Consider the following 17,534-nt stretch of genomic DNA (forward strand, 5'->3'; position numbering starts at 1 on the left):
ACGACGCTTTGGAGGGGAATGATGTCGCAGCCACCGAAGATTTTGCTGCTGTATGCCCATCCGGAACCACAGGACTCGGTAGCGAACCGGATCTTATTGCAACCGGCTCAGCAGTTGGCGAATGTAACTGTGCACGATCTTTACGCACACTATCCTGACTTTTTTATCGATATTCATCATGAGCAACAGCTGTTGCGTGAGCATCAGGTCATTGTTTTCCAACATCCGTTTTATACCTATAGCTGCCCGGCTTTGCTGAAAGAGTGGCTCGATAGGGTGCTATCCCGTGGTTTTGCCAATGGGATCGGCGGGAATGCGCTGGCGGGGAAATACTGGCGTTCGGTGATTACGACCGGTGAACCGGAAGATGCCTACCATCCTGACGGGAGCAATCGCTACCCGATGGACGATTTGCTACGTCCGTTTGAGCTGACGGCAGCAATGTGCCGTATGCACTGGATGCATCCCATGATTATTTACTGGGCGCGTCGGTTACAGCCTGATGTGTTGTTGAGTCAAGCCAAAGCTTACGGTGAATGGCTATCCTCCCCTTTACCTGAAGAGGAACGCTAATATGGAGAGTTCCGCGCTACTGACCGCCGGAGTCTTATTTTTGTTTGTGGCGGTCGTAGCTGTACCGATTGCTGCCCGATTAGGCATTGGTGCCGTACTGGGCTATTTGATCGCAGGGATCGCCATTGGCCCTTGGGGGCTTGGCTTTATCCGTGATGTGGAAGCCATCCTGCATTTCTCGGAGCTGGGTGTCGTTTTCCTGATGTTCATCATTGGCCTGGAACTGAATCCGTCCAAGCTCTGGACGCTGCGCCGCTCGATCTTTGGCGTTGGGGCGGCTCAGGTCGGACTGAGTACGCTGATTTTAGGCGGCGCCTTGTATCTGACGGATTTCTCGTGGCAGTCCGCGCTGATTGGCGGCGTGGGGCTGGCGATGTCGTCAACGGCTATGGCGCTGCAGCTGATGCGCGAAAAGGGCATGAACCGCAATGAGTCGGGGCAACTGGGCTTCTCTGTTCTGCTGTTTCAGGATTTAGCCGTTATCCCAGCGCTGGCGCTGATCCCGATTCTGGCTGGCGTGCAGGGTGACTTCGGTGATTGGGAACGGATTGGGCTGAAGGTTGCCGCGTTTCTCGGCATGCTAATCGGCGGTCGCTATCTGGTGCGCCCGCTGTTCCGCTTTATTGCGGCATCCGGCGTGCGCGAGGTGTTCACCGCCGCTGCGCTGTTGCTGGTGCTCGGCTCTGCGCTGTTTATGGAAGCATTGGGGCTTTCCATGGCGTTAGGCACCTTTATCGCCGGCATTCTGCTGGCGGAAAGCGAATATCGGCATGAATTGGAAATTGCCATTGAGCCGTTTAAAGGCTTGCTGCTTGGGCTGTTCTTTATCTCTGTAGGAATGGCGCTAAATCTCGGGATCCTCTACACCCACATCGTGAAGATTATGGTTGCGGTGCTGGTGCTGGTGGCAGTGAAAGCGGCTGTACTGTATTTCCTCGCGCGAATTAACCGTATGCGCCGCTCCGAGCGCTTGCAGTTTGCCGGGGTGCTGAGTCAGGGCGGTGAGTTCGCTTTCGTCCTGTTTTCCGCAGCGGCTTCATTCAATGTCTTGAAAGGTGAGCAACTGCCGCTGTTGCTGGTGACGGTGACGCTATCAATGATGACGACGCCGCTGCTGATGCAGTTGATCGACCGCATTCTGGTACGTCGCTATAACGTGCAGGATGTGCCGGATGAAAAACCGTATGTCGAGGACGATGAACCGCAGGTGATCGTGGTGGGCTTCGGGCGTTTCGGACAGGTGATTGGTCGCTTATTAATGGCGAACAAAATGCGGATTACCGTTCTGGAGCGCGATATCAGCGCCGTGAGCCTGATGCGTAGCTATGGTTATAAGGTTTATTATGGCGATGCCACGGAGCTGGAACTGCTGCGATCGGCGGGCGCGGATAAAGCGCGTTCAATCGTGATTACCTGTAATGCGCCGGAAGATACGATGGAGATTGTGCATCTCTGTCAGCAACACTTTCCAAATCTGGAAATTCTGGCGCGGGCCCGTGGGCGTGTTGAAGCCCATGAGCTGTTACAGACGGGCGTAAAACATTTCTCGCGTGAAACCTTTTCCAGTGCGCTGGAGTTAGGGCGTAAAACGCTAGTGACGGTGGGCATGCACCCCCATCAGGCGATGCGTGCGCAACAGCATTTCCGCCGTCTGGATATGCGTATGCTGCGTGAACTGGTGCCGCAACTGACGGGGGATGTCGCGCAAATCTCTCGTGTGAAAGAGGCTCGCCGTGAGCTGGAGGATATTTTCCAGCGGGAAATGCTGCGCGAGCGACGTCGGCCCAGTGTGTGGGATGAAGACGACAAGTAAGAGTCGAGATGAATGGGAGTTATCATGCGTAAACGTTTTATTGCAGGGGCGGTGTGCCCGACGTGTCAGGCGCAGGACACGCTTGCCGTTGGACGAGAAGATGACGTCGAGGTTGTTGTGTGCGTGAAGTGCGGATATCGCCAGAGCCAGACAGAGGAACCTGCGGCAGCATCCGCCCCGCAGGCTAACGAGATTATCGGGATCTTCCGGCCAGAATGAGGGACGCGTGTCGTGGTGGCATTGTCATCAACCGTTGACGTTTTTTGATTCCAGACGGTACATAGGGACATTTTTCAGCTACAATTTGCGCCAGTTTGATTTCCAACGGTAGGAGATATCATGAAAGTAGCAAAAGATCTGGTGGTCAGCTTGGCCTATCAGGTACGTACAGAAGACGGTGTGTTGGTTGATGAGTCTCCGGTGAGCGCGCCGTTGGACTATCTGCATGGTCACGGTTCCCTGATTTCTGGTCTGGAAAAAGCGTTGGAAGGCCGTGAAGCGGGCGATAAATTTGATGTGAACATCGGTTCCAACGATGCTTACGGCAACTATGATGAGAATCTGGTTCAGCGCGTACCGAAAGATGTCTTTATGGGCGTTGACGAGCTGCAGGTTGGCATGCGTTTCCTGGCTGAGACCGATCAGGGTCCAGTGCCAGTTGAAATCACCGAAGTTGAAGACGACCATGTTGTTGTCGACGGCAACCACATGCTGGCAGGCCAAAACCTGAGCTTCAACGTTGAAGTTGTTGCTATCCGCGAAGCGACGGAAGAAGAGCTGGCGCACGGTCACGTTCACGGCGAACACGATCATGAACACGGCGACGGCTGCTGTGGCGGTCACGGCCATGATCACGACCACGATCACGGTCACCAGCACGGTAAAGGCGGCTGCGGCGGCAACGGTGGATGCGGCTGCCACTAATTAGTCGTAGCGCATACGCATAAAAGAAACCTCAGGTTGATGAAGATCACCTGAGGTTTTTTTATTTATTGTTATATCTGGACGGTGGTGAGCGCCGTCATAACGGGCCGCGAATCAGTAATGCGGCGGCGGCGTTTCTTCCGACTGGGGGGCAACGAGCGAGGTTTGCTGGCTGCGCAGCCGATCGGTGAGTAGACGGACATGTTCACGCAGGCGGCTAATTTCCCGCTCGTGTTGAATAACCGTTTGGTTAAGTTCTTCTATGGTTAATTCCTGAAAAGCCTGTCGGCTTTCCAACTGTTCGAGCCGTTCTTCAAGTGCTGATGGTGACATCGGTATTCCCCTTACTTCTTGTTACCCGCGAGTTTGTCAGAAAGCGGAAACTTCTGGTAGTAAAAACGGTCGCAGTAGGGCGCAATGCACTATCCGGATCGGGGCATATCGTTGCCAGAAGGCCTTAGGACGACACAAATGATGTCAGAAAAGCTTCCTGACGTTTTTTATCAAAGGATTGTCGCGTGCGTCGTTGTGTTGTCTTCGTCCGCACAGTTATAGTAGGCGCGAATTTATTTTAATGATGGCTGGAGCGCGTCGCTCCAGATGCTGGAGAAATGGATGAAATCACTGTTTAAAGTAACGCTGTTAGCAACAACGATGGCTCTGGCTCTGAACGCAGGCCAGGCTCTGGCGGCAGACAAAGCGCAGGCATCTGACACCACTGCGGCAGCCAAATTCAAGAACGATGAGCAGGCAGCGGCTTATGCGTTAGGTGCATCTTTAGGGCGTTACATGGATAACTCTCTGAAAGAGCAAGAAAAATTAGGTATCAAACTGGATAAAGATCAGCTGATTGCTGGCGTGCAGGATGCCTTTGCTGATAAGAGCAAGCTGACTGACGAAGAAATCGAGAAAACGCTGCAAGGCTTTGAAGGTAAAGTGAAAGCCGCAGCTGAAGCCAAGATGAAGCAAGATGCGAAAGATAACGCGGACAAAGGCGCTAAGTATCTTGAGTCCTTCGCCAAAGAAAAAGGCGTGAAGAAAACGGCATCTGGCCTTCTGTATCAGGTTGAGAAAGAAGGTAGCGGCAACGCGCCGAAAGACAGCGACACCGTAGTGGTTAACTACAAAGGTACGCTGGTTGACGGTAGCGAGTTCGACAACTCCTACAAACGTGGTGAGCCACTGTCTTTCCGTCTGGACGGCGTGATCCCAGGCTGGACTGAAGGTCTGAAGCACGTTAAGAAAGGCGGCAAAATCAAGCTGGCTATCCCACCGGCTCTGGCCTATGGTGAGAACGGCGTGCCTGGCATTCCGGCTAACTCCACGCTGGTGTTTGACGTTGAACTGCTGGACATTAAATCTGAAGCTGACCTGAAAGCAGCGGATGATGCGAAAGCTGAAAAACCAGCAGCCGAAGAGAAAGCGGCTAAATAAGCATCGCGATAATGGCGATATAACCGCAGGCTTCGACCTGCGGTTTTTTTTTGTTTCACCATCACTTCCCTGCGATCAAATCCCTTTTTCCGTTAACCGTGACGGCACCTATCTGTCATCCACCCCGCACCCCATCATCAGCACAGCGCGCGTAGCACCTTCGCCAACGTCTTGACCGCCGTTTCCAGTTCATGCGGTGCGTGGGCAGCAAATCCCATGAGGAAACCAGCTTGATGCTGACCCGACGCATACAGTGCTGTTAGCCCGAGTAGATCGATGCCGGCCCGACGCGCGGACTCCACGGCGTCGTGTTCAGAGATGTCGCGGATGAAGATACAGGGCATCTGCATGCCTCCGGCTGGCACTCGTGGCTCCACGAAATCAGCCAGATGCTGACGCACCAACCGTGCCAGTGCATCGCGGCGTTCGGCATAAACGGCACGCATCGTGCGGACATGGGCACCGAAGTGGCCTCCTTCGATAAAACGCGCCAGCGTGAGCTGTGGAATGGGCGCGCTGTGCCCATCCATCAGCGTGCGGGCCACGGTCATGGGAGCAACCAGCTGCGGCGGCAGTACCATGTAGCCGATGCGCAGGCCGGGAAATAGCGATTTGGTGAAGGTGCCGATATAGATCGTTCTATCGTGCGGGTCGAGCCCCTGAACGCAGGCGGTAGGTTTGCCCGCGTAGTGAAACTCACTGTCGTAGTCGTCTTCAATAATCCAGCTCTGGTGCTGCCAGGCCCATTCAATCACGGCCAGACGCCGATCCAGCGCCAGCGTTGCGCCAGTTGGAAACTGGTGTGAGGGCGTCAGGAACACGGCTTTAGCGGGCACATTATGTTTGTTGCTTGCCTCAAGCAGGTGTTCAATCTGCAAACCATCGGCATCTAACGGGATCGGCACGCATGCGAGTCCGGCCGCCTCGAATGCCTTGCGTGCGCCGTGGTACACGGGATCTTCAAGGAAGATCGGATCGCCAGCATCCAGCAATACAGTCGCACACAGGGTGAGCGCTTGCTGGGAACTGGTCAGCACCAGTACGCGTTCGGGCGTGGCGCGAGCTCCCCGTTCGAGATTGACATAATCTGCGATGGCGCGCCTTAGCGCTTCCATGCCCTGCGGTGGGCTGTGTAGCAGTGCCCGCGTGCCATATTCTTTTAGTACCTGTCGTTCTAGCCGTTCCCATGTCTGGAGGGGAAAACTGCGGGTTTCTGGCACGCCGGGTGCGAACGCGCGCGGGATAATGAAGTCGCGCACCCCACCATTCTGGAACATGGCGCTACCGCGTTGGCTGAGGCGCAGTTCTGCTTTGCTATCTCCCGTTTTCCGGGCTTTGCCACGCCCCGGCAGACGCTTTGCCCGCGCCGACACGAAACTGCCGCTGCCGACGCGACGTTCGATAAATCCCTCCGCATGCAGCTGGCTGTAAGCCGACTCGACCGTATCACGCGACACCCCCAGTGATGTAGCCAGCGCACGTGAGGCGGGTAAGGGCTTGCCCACATCAAGAACGCCATCGAGGATTAACTGGCGAATCGCTCGCTGGATACGAGCGTGTAAGGGTAGGGCACCTTGCGCGGGGTCGCCAATCCAGGCCTTGACCGATTCAAGCTGGGCGTGTTTGAACAATTGGTCTGCCTCTTATCGGGAAAATGGTGGGGAACATCAGGCTATTTTAAATCTATAAATACGTTTCACAATCTATTCATCTTCTTCGTCAGGAGTGACGCTGATGTCGATATCCTCCGATACTCAAACTCGCCACGACAGGCACGGCTGCTATCCCGACGCTGTCACGGTTGATGACTTCCAACTCAATCTGGCGGCAGTTCAGGCTCGCATTGCAGCAGCTTGTCAGCGTGTCGGCCGCGATCCTGCAACAGTGCGGCTGCTGCCCGTCAGCAAAACCAAACCTGAAAACCGCCTGCGTATGGCCCATGCGGCTGGTTGTCGGATATTGGGTGAAAACAAGGTGCAGGAAGCGTTCCGTAAATGGGAAGCCATGCAGGATTTAACCGATTTACAGTGGTCGGTCATTGGTCACCTGCAAACCAACAAGGCTAAGCTGGTGGCACGCTTCGCTACCGAGTTTCAGGCGTTAGACAGTCTGCGGCTGGCTGAAGCGCTGGATCGTCGCTTGCAGATTGAAGGGCGTTCGCTGGATGTATTTGTGCAGGTGAATACCTCCGGTGAGGCCAGCAAATACGGTCTATCGCCTGAAGATGTACCGGCTTTTATTCAGGCGCTTCCCGCATTCTCTGCGCTACGTGTGCGCGGGTTGATGACGCTAGCTCTGTTTTCCAGCGACGCTGAACGCGTGCGCCAGTGTTTTATACGGCTGCGTCAGTTACGCGATCGGCTGCAGCAAAACCTTCCGGTCGGCATTGAGCTGGATGAATTATCCATGGGCATGTCCGGCGATTTTGAAATAGCCATTGAGGAAGGTGCCACCGTGGTACGCGTCGGGCAGGCAATCTTTGGCGCGCGCCCTCTGCCGGATAGCTACTACTGGCCTGACGAACCTCTCACAGAATCACACGATTAAATAACCAATGACTAACGCATAGGACGATGCCCATGTATGACGCTTCTCTTACCCTTACTGACTTCGACCCGGAACTGGCCGACGCCATCCGGCATGAAGAACACCGGCAGGAAACTCACATTGAACTGATCGCCTCAGAGAACTATGCCAGCCCGCTGGTGATGGCGATCCAGAACTCTGTGTTCACCAACAAATATGCGGAAGGCTACCCAGGCAAGCGCTACTACAGCGGCTGTGAGTATGTCGACGTGGCTGAACGTCTGGCTATCGAACGGGCCAAAGCGCTGTTTGACTGCGATTATGCTAACGTCCAGCCTCATGCTGGCGCTCAGGCTAATGCGGCCGTGTTTCTGGCATTGACTAACCCAGGCGATACCGTGATGGGCATGAACCTCGCTCAGGGCGGGCATTTGACCCACGGTAATCCCTCCAACTTCTCTGGTCGCCACTACAAGATCGTCCCCTATGGGTTAGACCCTGACACAGGGCTGATCGACTACGATGAAATGGAGCGTATTGCGTTGGAAACCCGACCAAAGATGCTAATCGGCGGGTTCTCCGCCTATTCTCGCCACAAGGATTGGGCTCGTATGCGCGCGATTGCGGACAAGGCGGGCGCTATTTTCTGGGTGGATATGGCGCATGTTGCTGGTTTGGTGGCTGCCGGAGAGTATCCGAATCCGCTCCCTCATGCTCACGTTGTAACCAGCACAACCCATAAGACTTTGCGCGGCCCGCGCGGTGGGATTATTTTAGCCAAAGGTCAGAGCGAGGAGTTCTACAAAAAACTTAACTCTGCCGTATTCCCTGGTATTCAGGGCGGTCCGTTGATGCACGTTATCGCCGCCAAAGCGGTGGCATTCAAGGAAGCGTTGCGCCCTGAATTCACGGTTTATCAGCGTCAGGTGGTGACCAACGCCCGTGCCATGGCACGCGTTCTCCAACTGCGTGGCTACAAGATCGTCTCTGATGGCACCGACAATCATTTGATTCTTATCGACCTGTCCGACAAGCCGTACACCGGTAAAGATGCCGATGCTGCACTGAGCGAGGCTTACATCACGACAAACAAGAACTCGGTACCTAACGATCCGCGTTCACCCTTTGTGACCTCAGGTCTGCGTATTGGAACGCCAGCCGTGACGACGCGCGGTTTTGGTGTGGCGGAGTGCGAGCAACTGGCGGGGTGGTTATGTGATGTACTGGATGGGCTTGGCGAAGGGAATGATGCATTAACGGCGGTACGCGATCGTGTGCGCCAGCAGGTAGTGGCGCTGTGCCAACGCTATCCTGTGTACCAATAACGTAGGCGAGGTTTGTGCACAGGGATGTGCCGTCTCACGACTATGAGGTGTGGGGCGCTGCTTTATTTTTCAGGCGGAATCGGGGTATTCATCAGGGGCGGTGAGCACCACGCGGGCGAGGGCGCCAGAACGTTGCGGTCGGTTGCAGAGGAAAAATTTTCCATCGTGCAACTGAGCAATGCGCGTCACGATACTTAGCCCGAGACCGATACCGCCATAGCGGCTGTCCATGCGAACGAACGCCTTACTCAATTCACCGACCTTGCTTTCATCGATCCCTGGTCCTTCATCCTCAACCTGTAGTTCAAGATGTTGCCGCGTACTCAGGCTCACGGTGATCTGACTGGCTTCCGGGCTATAGCGATAGGCGTTTTCTACCAAATTGCGTAGCAAAAGCTGGAGCAACGTCGCATCGCCGCGCAGGATGATATCTTCTGGCGGCAATATCCATTTCAGCGTCTGCTGACGTTTTTGTAGCATCTCGGCCAGTTCATCCTGCATAGGAAAAATGACGTCTTTCAGGAACGCGACATTTTGGTGGTGACCCGCTGAAAACTCTTGCCCGACACGCGCAAGCAGCAAAAGTTGTTCCACCGTTTTCACCATTTTATCAATGCGTTTGATGAGTGAACTACAGTCAATCTGGTGTTGTTGCTGGTGCAGTTCGAGGTGCAGTCGAATACCGGATAGCGGGGTTCGTAATTCATGAGCGACATCCGCAGTAAATTGCCTGTCGCGTTTCAACGTTTCGTCCAGACGTTGAAAAAGCTGGTTGATGGTATGGGTGACAGCCGCAATTTCTTTAATGTCACTCTGCTGTGGCAGCGGCTCTAGGTTTTCCGCCGTACGATCCTGCAATTCTTCCTGTAGGCGGGAAAGCGGACGAGTGATCCAACTGACCGCCTGAAAGCACATGAGCAATGTCAGAATGACCATCACCAGACTTGGGATACTGAGCGAGGCGATCGCTTCATTGATCTCTTGATCGATCTGCATGTTCTGAGCGCTGGCGTTCAGGGATTTATCGACCAGTAGGCTGATCTGCTCTTCGCTTTCGTGCCAAAGCCAGAATACGCTGATCATCTGACAGACAAGCAGGATGCCGCCCAGTGCCAGTACTAAACGACGACGCATGCTGGTAACGGTGTCGGCATCGCTCTTCATGGCTGTTCACCTTTAGTCAGCAGATAGCCAAAACCTCGCAGGGTTCGGATGCGGTCTTTCCCTATCTTGTGACGCAGATTATGGATATGCACTTCCAGCGAATTGGAGGACGGGTCGTCGTTCCAGGCGTAGATATCCTGATGCAGGACCTCGCGATGTACCTGAGAACCGGCTTTCAACACCAGACGGGACAGGATCGCAAACTCTTTTGGCGTCAGCACCACTGGCTTGTTGTCCAGTAGCACCTGTTGATTGTTTAAGTCCAACGTAATGTTGTCGACCTGTATTGTGCTGTTGCTTGAACCCTGATGGCGGCGAATCAGCGCGCGTACGCGCGCCTGTAATTCCGTCAGGGCGAAGGGCTTGGCAAGGTAATCGTCTGCGCCGACATCCAGTCCGTTGACGCGATCGTTTACCTTATCCCGCGCCGTTAAGATGAGTACGGGATGCTGGTAATGATTCTTACGCCAGCGTGATAGCAGGGTGAGCCCATCCTCATCTGGTAAGCCAAGATCGAGAATGACCAGACTGTAATGCGCGCTGCCGATGAGCGCATCCGCTTCTTTGGCTGTGCCTGCGCAATCGCAGGCATAACCTTCATGACTTAACGCCAATAACAATCCTTCCTGCAACAGCTTATCGTCTTCAACAATCAATAATTTCATGTTGCCTTGTCCCTGCACGGATGAAGGATATCAAGCTGAGGTTGATATTCTTTCGTGGCGATAGTAAACATCCCCAGTATGGTATGGAAAAGATTATCTTGCGAGTAATCCAACTGCCTCGCGTTCTGGCGCAGACAGGAATCCTGAATACCTTGTTGCTGCTGATAACCCGTTGATAACCACATTAGCATTGGCACATGCGTTTGCTGCTTCGGCGCAATAGAGTAGGGCATGCTATGCAGGTAGATGCCGTTTTCCCCTAACGATTCTCCGTGGTCGGACAGGTAAACCAGCGACGTATTAAATTTATCCTGATGCTGTTTCAGTAAATTGACCGCTTTATCCACAACAAAATCGACATACAGGATCGTATTGTCATACGTATTGGTCAGCGCTTCCTGTGTACAGGTCTGAATCTGATTGGTATCGCACGTTGGCGTAAATTTCTTAAAGGCGTCAGGGTAGCGCTGGTAGTAGCTCGGGCCGTGGCTGCCTATCGTATGTAATACGATAATTCCGTCGTTATCGAGCTTATTGATGTAGTCTTCAACGCCGTGGAATAACGCTTCATCGTGGCATTCGCCGTTGGTGCATAATCCCGGCAGTTTCAGCGATGTCACATCAACCGTTGGCACTCGTGTACAGGCATCTTTGCAGCCGCCGTCATTTTCTTGCCAAAGTACGTTAACCTTTGCCCGTTGTAATATATCCAGCAGCCCTTCCTGATGGCTGGCTACATCGCCGTTAAAGCTTTGGCGCGGCATGTTGGAAAACATGCAGGGAACGGAAACGCCCGTTGATGTGCCACACGATGAGGTGTTTTCAAAGTAGATAACGTTATCTTTTGCCAGCAGCGGATTCGTTTCTTTCCCGTAGCCACCCAGCGAAAAGTTTTGTGCTCGGGATGTCTCGCCAACCACCAGAATAACCAGATTCTTCTTTTCCGTCGGGGATGATGGGGCCGCTTTGTGGGCATCCAGACCAATTTGCTCCAGAGGCAAGTTAGCCAGCACACTATGTTTATGGTAGGACAAGCTGGCCGCCACAATATTGCTGGGCGTAATTGCTTTTACCAACTCTTTGTTATTACGCATGAACGAGGCGTAATCTTTATAAAAGAATGCCGCGATAGATAAAATAGCGAATAACGAAATAATGACGCTAAGAAAGCGCATGCCAATATAGAGCGTTGTCGGCTTGGCGGGCTTTATTTTTATCCAGACGGCGAGTGCCGCAGGAATGACGCCAATAAAGAATACCCAGGCGACAAGCTGTGGCGTAAGCAGTGAAAAGGATTCGCCAGCTGTTGTCTCCAGGATATTCTGGATCATGGTTCGGTCAATGATAATGCCGTAGTTCAGCATAAAGTATTGCGCTGCGGCACCGGTCAGCAGAAAAAGAACAATGACGGCCTTACGCAGATAAGGTACTGCCAGAAGTGTGAAAATGATATTCAGCACCGCGAAAATCACAACGGGCATGCTGAGAAAGAAAGGGATAGTAACCCAGTCTGTCATGTCCAGCAGTTTCAGCGTTTGGCGGTAGTAGGCAATGTTCTGGACCAGAGTAATAAAGGCAGAAAATATCAGCACGAACGTGATGCTGCTCAGGTGTGGTCTGCCCATCGGTATTCGTTTTTTCATACACGTCTCTCGTGATTTCCATGATGGAGAGGAAAGAAGACGCTGACTCTAGCGGGATTAAATTAATGCAACCTTAAGAGGTAGCCCGTTAAATTCAGGGACGCGAGTGTGGACATTTGCTAGACTGTGTCCCCTGTCAATACAAAATAAATAGATGACGTTGAGGGTGGTGTCTGCCATGTCTAATTCGCTTGTATCTGGCGAATCTTATGAGCTTGATTTGCTGGATGAACGTCCTTTCAGTCAAACGGACTATGAGATCCTGAAATCGTATGAAGCGGTGGTTGATGGCTTGGCCATGTTAATTGGCGAGCATTGTGAGATTGTGTTGCACTCGCTTGAGGATCTTAAATGTTCCGCCGTGCGTATTGCGAATGGGGAACATACCGGCAGGAAGATTGGCTCGCCGATTACGGATCTTGCATTGCGCATGCTGCATGACATGGCAGGTGAAGATAGCAGCGTGTCGAAAGCCTATTTTACCCGTGCAAAAAGCGGCGTGTTGATGAAGTCAGTGACGATTGCCATTCGCAATCGCGATCAGCGCGTGATTGGGCTGCTGTGTATCAACATGAATTTGGATGTGCCTTTCTCCCAGATTGTGCAGACCTTTATTCCACCTGAAACGCATGATGCCGCCTCTTCTGTTAACTTTGCGTCATCCGTTGATGATCTGGTGGCACAAACGCTGGAATTTTCGATTGAGGAAGTCAATGCGGATCGCAATGTCTCCAATAATGCGAAAAATCGCCAAATCGTACTGAGCCTGTATGAGAAAGGCATCTTTGATATTAAAGACGCCATCAACCAGGTCGCCGAACGCCTCAATATCTCCAAACACACGGTCTACCTTTATATTCGTCAATTCAAAAGCGGCGACTTCAGCGGGCACGAACGTTAATGCTGAGTTACTGTTTGCTGGTGACCGGCCCGGCTTATGGCACACAGCAAGCGAGCAGCGCGTTGCAGTTTGCACAGGCGCTGTTGGCTGAAAGGCACAGACTGAAAAGCGTGTTTTTCTATCGCGAAGGCGTGCTAAATGCCAACCAGCTAACGTCACCCGCTAATGATGAGTTTGATCTTGTACGCGCCTGGCAGCAGTTGGGCGAAACGCATCAGGTGGCGCTGAATGTCTGTGTCGCCGCTGCATTACGCAGAGGTGTGACCGACGCGCAGCAAGCGACTCAGCTCAACCTTGCTGGCGCGAATCTGCAACCCGGTTTTGCTCTGAGCGGGCTGGGGGAACTGGCGCAATCGGTGCTGACCTGCGATCGGGTTATTCAGTTTTAAGGTAGCGTTATGAAGCGAGTCGCATTTGTTTTTACGCATTCTCCACATGGGAGCGCTTCCGGACGGGAAGGGCTGGATGCACTATTGGCGATGTCAGCCCTGACGGAAGAGATTGGCGTATTTTTTGTTGGTGATGGCGTACTGCAACTGCTGCCGCATCAACAGCCGGAAAAGATTTTGATGCGTAATTACATCGCAACGTTTGGCGTGCTGCCGTTATACGATATCGAAACTTGTTATCTGTGCGAGACTTCTGTGCGCCAGCGTGGGTTGAGTATAGAGACAGACTGGGTTTTGGATGTAGAGCTATTAGGGCCGCAAGCATGGCGCAGTAAGTTGGCCGATTATCATTCCATCCTTTCATTCTAGCGACGGATCTCCCCTTTATGCTGCATACGCTCTCACGTTCTCCTTATCACGTTGACCTGGATGCACTCTTGCGCAGCTTGGATCAGGGTGATGCGCTGGTCTTATTGCAAGACGGTGTTATCGCTGCGCTGGCTGGTGGAGATATTATTCAGCGTCTTCTTGATTCAGCGGTTCTTCTCTACGCGCTCCAGCCTGATACCGCGGCAAGAGGAATGACTGAACAAATTTCAAACAATGTGACACTCATTGACTATAATCAGTTTGTTCAACTGACAGTGGAGCACCCGCAGCAACTCGCGTGGTAACGCCGAATTTTTGTATATTTCTTGACTCCTTCCACTGCCAGCCCTAAAATTCTGCGTCCTCATACTTTGCCTTGCGCAAACATGAGGCGATTTATTACGTGTTTACGAAGCAAAACCCAGGAGCTTTTTGAATGGCAACGATTAACCAGCTGGTACGCAAACCACGCTCCCTGAAGGCTGCTAAAAGCAACGTTCCGGCGCTGGAAGCATGCCCGCAGAAACGTGGCGTATGTACCCGTGTATATACTACCACCCCTAAAAAACCGAACTCCGCACTGCGTAAAGTATGTCGTGTTCGTTTAACCAACGGTTTTGAAGTTACCTCCTATATTGGTGGTGAAGGTCATAACCTGCAGGAGCACTCCGTGATCCTGATCCGTGGCGGTCGTGTTAAAGACCTGCCAGGTGTGCGTTACCACACCGTTCGTGGCGCGTTGGACTGCTCAGGTGTTAAAGACCGTAAGCAATCCCGTTCCAAATACGGCGTGAAGAAGCCAAAGGCTTAATGGTTCTCCGTTAAGTAAGGCCAAACGTTTTAACTTAAATGTCAAACTAAACTCGTAGAGTTTTGGACAATCCTGAATTAACAACGGAGTATTTCCATGCCACGTCGTCGCGTCATTGGTCAACGTAAAATTCTGCCGGATCCTAAGTTCGGATCAGAACTGCTGGCCAAATTTGTAAACATCCTGATGGTAGATGGTAAAAAATCTACTGCAGAAGCAATCGTCTATACCGCGCTGGAGACCCTGGCTCAGCGTTCTGGTAAAGATCATCTGGAAGCTTTTGAAGTAGCTCTGGACAACGTTCGCCCGACTGTCGAAGTTAAGTCGCGCCGCGTTGGTGGTTCTACTTATCAGGTACCAGTAGAAGTCCGTCCGGTTCGTCGTAATGCGTTGGCAATGCGTTGGATCGTAGAAGCTGCTCGTAAACGCGGTGATAAATCTATGGCTCTGCGCCTGGCGAACGAACTTTCTGATGCAGCAGAAAACAAAGGTACTGCTGTTAAGAAACGTGAAGACGTTCACCGTATGGCCGAAGCTAACAAGGCGTTCGCTCACTACCGTTGGTAATCCCTTCGCTGTAGTCATGCTAACCAAGCGGGCGCTAAAAATAGCCAACCCGCTTGGGTTAACTAAATTGAACGCCCTAGTAAATAGAGGATACAAATGGCTCGTACAACACCCATCGCACGCTACCGTAATATCGGTATCAGTGCGCACATCGACGCCGGTAAAACCACTACTACCGAACGTATTCTGTTCTACACTGGTGTAAACCATAAAATCGGTGAAGTTCATGACGGCGCAGCTACCATGGACTGGATGGAGCAGGAGCAGGAGCGTGGTATTACTATCACTTCCGCTGCGACTACTGCATTCTGGTCTGGTATGGCTAAGCAGTATGAACCGCATCGCGTAAACATCATCGACACCCCGGGACACGTTGACTTCACTATCGAAGTAGAACGTTCCATGCGTGTACTTGATGGTGCGGTAATGGTTTACTGCGCAGTTGGTGGTGTTCAGCCACAGTCTGAGACCGTATGGCGTCAGGCAAACAAATATAAAGTTCCACGCATTGCGTTCGTTAACAAAATGGACCGCATGGGTGCTAACTTCCTGAAAGTTGTTGGTCAGATCAAATCCCGTCTGGGCGCGAACCCTGTTCCGCTGCAGTTGGCAATTGGTGCTGAAGAAGGTTTCACCGGTGTTGTTGACCTGGTGAAAATGAAAGCCATCAACTGGAACGATGCCGATCAGGGCGTGACCTTCGAATACGAAGATATCCCTGCTGATATGCAGGATCTGGCTGATGAATGGCACCAGAACCTGATCGAATCTGCAGCAGAAGCTTCAGAAGACCTGATGGAGAAATACCTGGGTGGTGAAGAACTGACTGAAGAAGAGATCAAAAAAGCTCTGCGTCAGCGCGTTCTGAACAACGAAATCATCCTGGTAACCTGTGGTTCTGCATTTAAGAACAAAGGTGTTCAGGCGATGCTGGATGCGGTAGTTGACTACCTGCCATCCCCAGTTGACGTACCTGCGATCAATGGTCTTTTGGATGACGGTAAAGACACGCCGGCTGAGCGTCACGCAAGTGATGAAGAGCCGTTTGCTGCACTGGCGTTCAAAATTGCTACCGACCCGTTTGTTGGTAACCTGACGTTCTTCCGCGTGTACTCTGGTGTAGTTAACTCCGGTGACACCGTACTGAACCCAGTTAAATCAGCACGTGAACGTTTTGGTCGTATCGTTCAGATGCACGCTAACAAGCGTGAAGAGATCAAAGAAGTTCGTGCGGGCGATATCGCTGCTGCTATCGGTCTGAAAGATGTAACGACGGGTGACACGCTGTGTGATCCAGATAACGTCATCATTTTGGAACGTATGGAATTCCCAGAGCCGGTAATTTCCATCGCGGTAGAACCGAAAACCAAAGCTGACCAAGAAAAAATGGGTCTGGCATTGGGCCGTCTGGCTAAAGAAGACCCGTCTTTCCGCGTATGGACTGACGAAGAATCTAACCAGACTATCATCGCTGGTATGGGTGAATTGCACCTCGATATCATCGTTGACCGTATGAAGCGTGAATTCAACGTTGAAGCGAACGTGGGTAAACCACAGGTTGCTTACCGTGAAGCGATTCGTGCGAAAGTTACCGATATCGAAGGTAAACACGCCAAGCAGTCTGGTGGTCGTGGTCAGTATGGTCATGTTGTTATCGACATGTACCCACTGGAGCCGGGCTCAAATCCGAAAGGTTACGAGTTCATCAACGACATCAAAGGTGGTGTAATTCCTGGTGAATACATCCCTGCCGTTGATAAAGGTATTCAGGAACAGCTGAAAGCGGGTCCTCTGGCTGGTTACCCAGTGGTTGATCTCGGCGTGCGTCTGCACTTCGGTTCTTTCCATGACGTTGACTCCTCTGAATTGGCGTTTAAACTGGCTGCTTCTATCGCCTTTAAAGACGGCTTTAAGAAAGCAAAACCTGTTCTGCTTGAGCCGATCATGAAGGTTGAAGTTGAAACGCCGGAAGAGAACACTGGTGACGTCATCGGTGACCTTAGCCGTCGTCGTGGTATGCTGCGTGGTCAGGAATCTAACGTTACTGGCGTTGTGATTCACGCTGAAGTTCCGTTGTCTGAAATGTTCGGATACGCAACTCAACTGCGTTCTCTGACCAAAGGCCGTGCTTCTTACTCCATGGAGTTCCTGAAGTACGATGATGCGCCTAACAACGTTGCTCAGGCCGTAATTGAAGCCCGTGGTAAATAAGCCTCAGGGTTAAAACAAAATCCCGTGCTCTCTCCATAGGGGGAGAGCATTTGAGTAAGGAATATCGCCGTGTCTAAAGAAAAATTTGAACGTACAAAACCCCACGTTAACGTCGGTACTATCGGCCACGTTGACCATGGTAAAACGACTCTGACTGCTGCAATCACTACCGTTCTGGCTAAAACCTACGGTGGTAACGCGCGTGCATTCGACCAGATC

20 protein-coding genes are annotated in these 17,534 nt (G+C 52.3%); 15 read left to right on the forward strand and 5 right to left on the reverse strand.

Going from position 1 to position 17,534, the window contains the following annotated elements; all coding sequences use genetic code 11:
* Positions 1–21: 21 nt before the first annotated feature.
* The 4 genes from kefG to slyD all read left to right on the forward strand — a co-directional run bounded on the left by kefG (position 22) and on the right by slyD (position 3,310).
* Positions 22–573: a glutathione-regulated potassium-efflux system ancillary protein KefG gene (gene kefG / locus ACIPUG_RS18590; protein ID WP_039498072.1), complete on the forward strand. Its 552-nt coding sequence runs from the start codon at positions 22–24 to the stop codon at positions 571–573.
* Between the two features lies 1 nt (position 574).
* The gene (gene kefB, locus ACIPUG_RS18595) at positions 575–2,386 is read left to right on the forward strand and encodes a glutathione-regulated potassium-efflux system protein KefB (protein WP_400339641.1); all 1,812 of its coding nucleotides are present in this window, start codon (positions 575–577) and stop codon (positions 2,384–2,386) included.
* Between the two features lie 24 nt (positions 2,387–2,410).
* Positions 2,411–2,605 carry a YheV family putative zinc ribbon protein gene (locus tag ACIPUG_RS18600; RefSeq protein ID WP_010277506.1) on the forward strand — a complete coding sequence of 65 codons (195 nt, stop codon included), beginning with the start codon at positions 2,411–2,413 and terminating at the stop codon, positions 2,603–2,605.
* Positions 2,606–2,725: 120 nt separating this feature from the next.
* Positions 2,726–3,310 (forward strand): peptidylprolyl isomerase, encoded by a 585-nt coding sequence (slyD, locus tag ACIPUG_RS18605; RefSeq protein WP_320697131.1) that lies wholly within the window; start codon positions 2,726–2,728, stop codon positions 3,308–3,310.
* A gap of 114 nt (positions 3,311–3,424) precedes the next feature.
* On the opposite strand, the gene ACIPUG_RS18610 is transcribed toward slyD, so the two are convergent.
* Positions 3,425–3,643, reverse strand: coding sequence for a protein SlyX (locus ACIPUG_RS18610; RefSeq protein WP_010277499.1), 219 nt, complete (start codon positions 3,641–3,643; stop codon positions 3,425–3,427).
* Positions 3,644–3,925: 282 nt separating this feature from the next.
* Between ACIPUG_RS18610 and fkpA the strand changes: the two genes are divergently transcribed.
* Positions 3,926–4,744: an FKBP-type peptidyl-prolyl cis-trans isomerase gene (gene fkpA, locus ACIPUG_RS18615; RefSeq protein WP_039281941.1), complete on the forward strand. Its 819-nt coding sequence runs from the start codon at positions 3,926–3,928 to the stop codon at positions 4,742–4,744.
* Between the two features lie 137 nt (positions 4,745–4,881).
* Here fkpA and ACIPUG_RS18620 read toward each other — a convergent pair whose 3' ends face one another.
* Entirely contained in the window at positions 4,882–6,375 is a 1,494-nt protein-coding gene (locus tag ACIPUG_RS18620) for a PLP-dependent aminotransferase family protein (protein ID WP_400339643.1), read from the reverse strand.
* Positions 6,376–6,478: 103 nt separating this feature from the next.
* Between ACIPUG_RS18620 and ACIPUG_RS18625 the strand changes: the two genes are divergently transcribed.
* Together ACIPUG_RS18625 and glyA are read left to right on the forward strand one after the other, a co-directional pair.
* Entirely contained in the window at positions 6,479–7,291 is an 813-nt protein-coding gene (locus ACIPUG_RS18625; RefSeq protein ID WP_039510442.1) for a YggS family pyridoxal phosphate-dependent enzyme, read from the forward strand.
* Positions 7,292–7,323: 32 nt separating this feature from the next.
* On the forward strand, positions 7,324–8,595 hold the full coding sequence (gene glyA, locus ACIPUG_RS18630) for a serine hydroxymethyltransferase (RefSeq protein WP_400339645.1): 1,272 nt from the start codon (positions 7,324–7,326) through the stop codon (positions 8,593–8,595).
* Between the two features lie 69 nt (positions 8,596–8,664).
* Here the strand turns inward: glyA and pmrB are convergent, their stop codons facing one another.
* From pmrB to eptA, 3 genes are read right to left on the reverse strand one after another with little or no spacing between them, the layout of a single operon-like run.
* Positions 8,665–9,759, reverse strand: coding sequence for a two-component system sensor histidine kinase PmrB (gene pmrB, locus ACIPUG_RS18635; RefSeq protein WP_400339647.1), 1,095 nt, complete (start codon positions 9,757–9,759; stop codon positions 8,665–8,667).
* Entirely contained in the window at positions 9,756–10,424 is a 669-nt protein-coding gene (gene pmrA / locus ACIPUG_RS18640; RefSeq protein WP_039466402.1) for a two-component system response regulator PmrA, read from the reverse strand. The genes pmrB and pmrA overlap by 4 nt, the downstream gene beginning before the upstream one ends.
* Positions 10,421–12,067, reverse strand: coding sequence for a phosphoethanolamine transferase EptA (eptA, locus tag ACIPUG_RS18645; protein ID WP_400339651.1), 1,647 nt, complete (start codon positions 12,065–12,067; stop codon positions 10,421–10,423). The genes pmrA and eptA overlap by 4 nt, the downstream gene beginning before the upstream one ends.
* Positions 12,068–12,245: 178 nt before the next feature.
* On the opposite strand from eptA, the gene ACIPUG_RS18650 reads away from it, so the two are divergent.
* From ACIPUG_RS18650 to ACIPUG_RS18685, 8 genes are all read left to right on the forward strand, one after another.
* Positions 12,246–12,968, forward strand: coding sequence for a transcriptional regulator (locus ACIPUG_RS18650; protein WP_010296984.1), 723 nt, complete (start codon positions 12,246–12,248; stop codon positions 12,966–12,968).
* Positions 12,968–13,357, forward strand: coding sequence for a sulfurtransferase complex subunit TusD (tusD, locus tag ACIPUG_RS18655; protein ID WP_400339654.1), 390 nt, complete (start codon positions 12,968–12,970; stop codon positions 13,355–13,357). The genes ACIPUG_RS18650 and tusD overlap by 1 nt, the downstream gene beginning before the upstream one ends.
* A 9-nt stretch (positions 13,358–13,366) precedes the next feature.
* Complete coding sequence (gene tusC, locus ACIPUG_RS18660) at positions 13,367–13,726, forward strand: sulfurtransferase complex subunit TusC (protein ID WP_039498062.1); 360 nt, start codon at positions 13,367–13,369, stop codon at positions 13,724–13,726.
* Positions 13,727–13,743: 17 nt separating this feature from the next.
* Positions 13,744–14,031, forward strand: a complete 288-nt coding sequence (gene tusB / locus ACIPUG_RS18665; protein WP_010296976.1) for a sulfurtransferase complex subunit TusB — start codon at positions 13,744–13,746, stop codon at positions 14,029–14,031.
* Between the two features lie 131 nt (positions 14,032–14,162).
* Positions 14,163–14,537 (forward strand): 30S ribosomal protein S12, encoded by a 375-nt coding sequence (gene rpsL, locus ACIPUG_RS18670; protein WP_005969567.1) that lies wholly within the window; start codon positions 14,163–14,165, stop codon positions 14,535–14,537.
* 96 nt (positions 14,538–14,633) lie between these two features.
* Positions 14,634–15,104 (forward strand): 30S ribosomal protein S7, encoded by a 471-nt coding sequence (gene rpsG, locus ACIPUG_RS18675; protein WP_009111198.1) that lies wholly within the window; start codon positions 14,634–14,636, stop codon positions 15,102–15,104.
* Positions 15,105–15,200: 96 nt separating this feature from the next.
* Positions 15,201–17,315 carry an elongation factor G gene (gene fusA / locus ACIPUG_RS18680; protein WP_039466420.1) on the forward strand — a complete coding sequence of 705 codons (2,115 nt, stop codon included), beginning with the start codon at positions 15,201–15,203 and terminating at the stop codon, positions 17,313–17,315.
* 69 nt (positions 17,316–17,384) lie between these two features.
* Positions 17,385–17,534, forward strand: a 150-nt coding sequence (locus tag ACIPUG_RS18685; RefSeq protein ID WP_400290178.1) for a GTP-binding protein, incomplete at its 3' end; no start/stop codon positions are given.

Origin of the sequence: Pectobacterium sp. CHL-2024 (genome assembly GCF_044751765.1) — a bacterium.
Classification (GTDB): Bacteria; Pseudomonadota; Gammaproteobacteria; order Enterobacterales; family Enterobacteriaceae; genus Pectobacterium; species Pectobacterium brasiliense.

Coding starts and splice junctions, on each gene's coding strand:
- pmrA (WP_039466402.1), bottom strand. CDS start 10,424: ATGAAATTATTGATTGTTGAAGACGATAAGCTGTTGCAGGAAGGATTG.
- kefG (WP_039498072.1), top strand. CDS start 22: ATGTCGCAGCCACCGAAGATTTTGCTGCTGTATGCCCATCCGGAACCA.
- slyD (WP_320697131.1), top strand. CDS start 2,726: ATGAAAGTAGCAAAAGATCTGGTGGTCAGCTTGGCCTATCAGGTACGT.
- tusC (WP_039498062.1), top strand. CDS start 13,367: ATGAAGCGAGTCGCATTTGTTTTTACGCATTCTCCACATGGGAGCGCT.
- glyA (WP_400339645.1), top strand. CDS start 7,324: ATGTATGACGCTTCTCTTACCCTTACTGACTTCGACCCGGAACTGGCC.
- fkpA (WP_039281941.1), top strand. CDS start 3,926: ATGAAATCACTGTTTAAAGTAACGCTGTTAGCAACAACGATGGCTCTG.
- rpsL (WP_005969567.1), top strand. CDS start 14,163: ATGGCAACGATTAACCAGCTGGTACGCAAACCACGCTCCCTGAAGGCT.
- ACIPUG_RS18610 (WP_010277499.1), bottom strand. CDS start 3,643: ATGTCACCATCAGCACTTGAAGAACGGCTCGAACAGTTGGAAAGCCGA.
- kefB (WP_400339641.1), top strand. CDS start 575: ATGGAGAGTTCCGCGCTACTGACCGCCGGAGTCTTATTTTTGTTTGTG.
- eptA (WP_400339651.1), bottom strand. CDS start 12,067: ATGAAAAAACGAATACCGATGGGCAGACCACACCTGAGCAGCATCACG.
- fusA (WP_039466420.1), top strand. CDS start 15,201: ATGGCTCGTACAACACCCATCGCACGCTACCGTAATATCGGTATCAGT.
- tusB (WP_010296976.1), top strand. CDS start 13,744: ATGCTGCATACGCTCTCACGTTCTCCTTATCACGTTGACCTGGATGCA.
- pmrB (WP_400339647.1), bottom strand. CDS start 9,759: ATGAAGAGCGATGCCGACACCGTTACCAGCATGCGTCGTCGTTTAGTA.
- tusD (WP_400339654.1), top strand. CDS start 12,968: ATGCTGAGTTACTGTTTGCTGGTGACCGGCCCGGCTTATGGCACACAG.
- ACIPUG_RS18600 (WP_010277506.1), top strand. CDS start 2,411: ATGCGTAAACGTTTTATTGCAGGGGCGGTGTGCCCGACGTGTCAGGCG.
- ACIPUG_RS18650 (WP_010296984.1), top strand. CDS start 12,246: ATGTCTAATTCGCTTGTATCTGGCGAATCTTATGAGCTTGATTTGCTG.
- rpsG (WP_009111198.1), top strand. CDS start 14,634: ATGCCACGTCGTCGCGTCATTGGTCAACGTAAAATTCTGCCGGATCCT.
- ACIPUG_RS18625 (WP_039510442.1), top strand. CDS start 6,479: ATGTCGATATCCTCCGATACTCAAACTCGCCACGACAGGCACGGCTGC.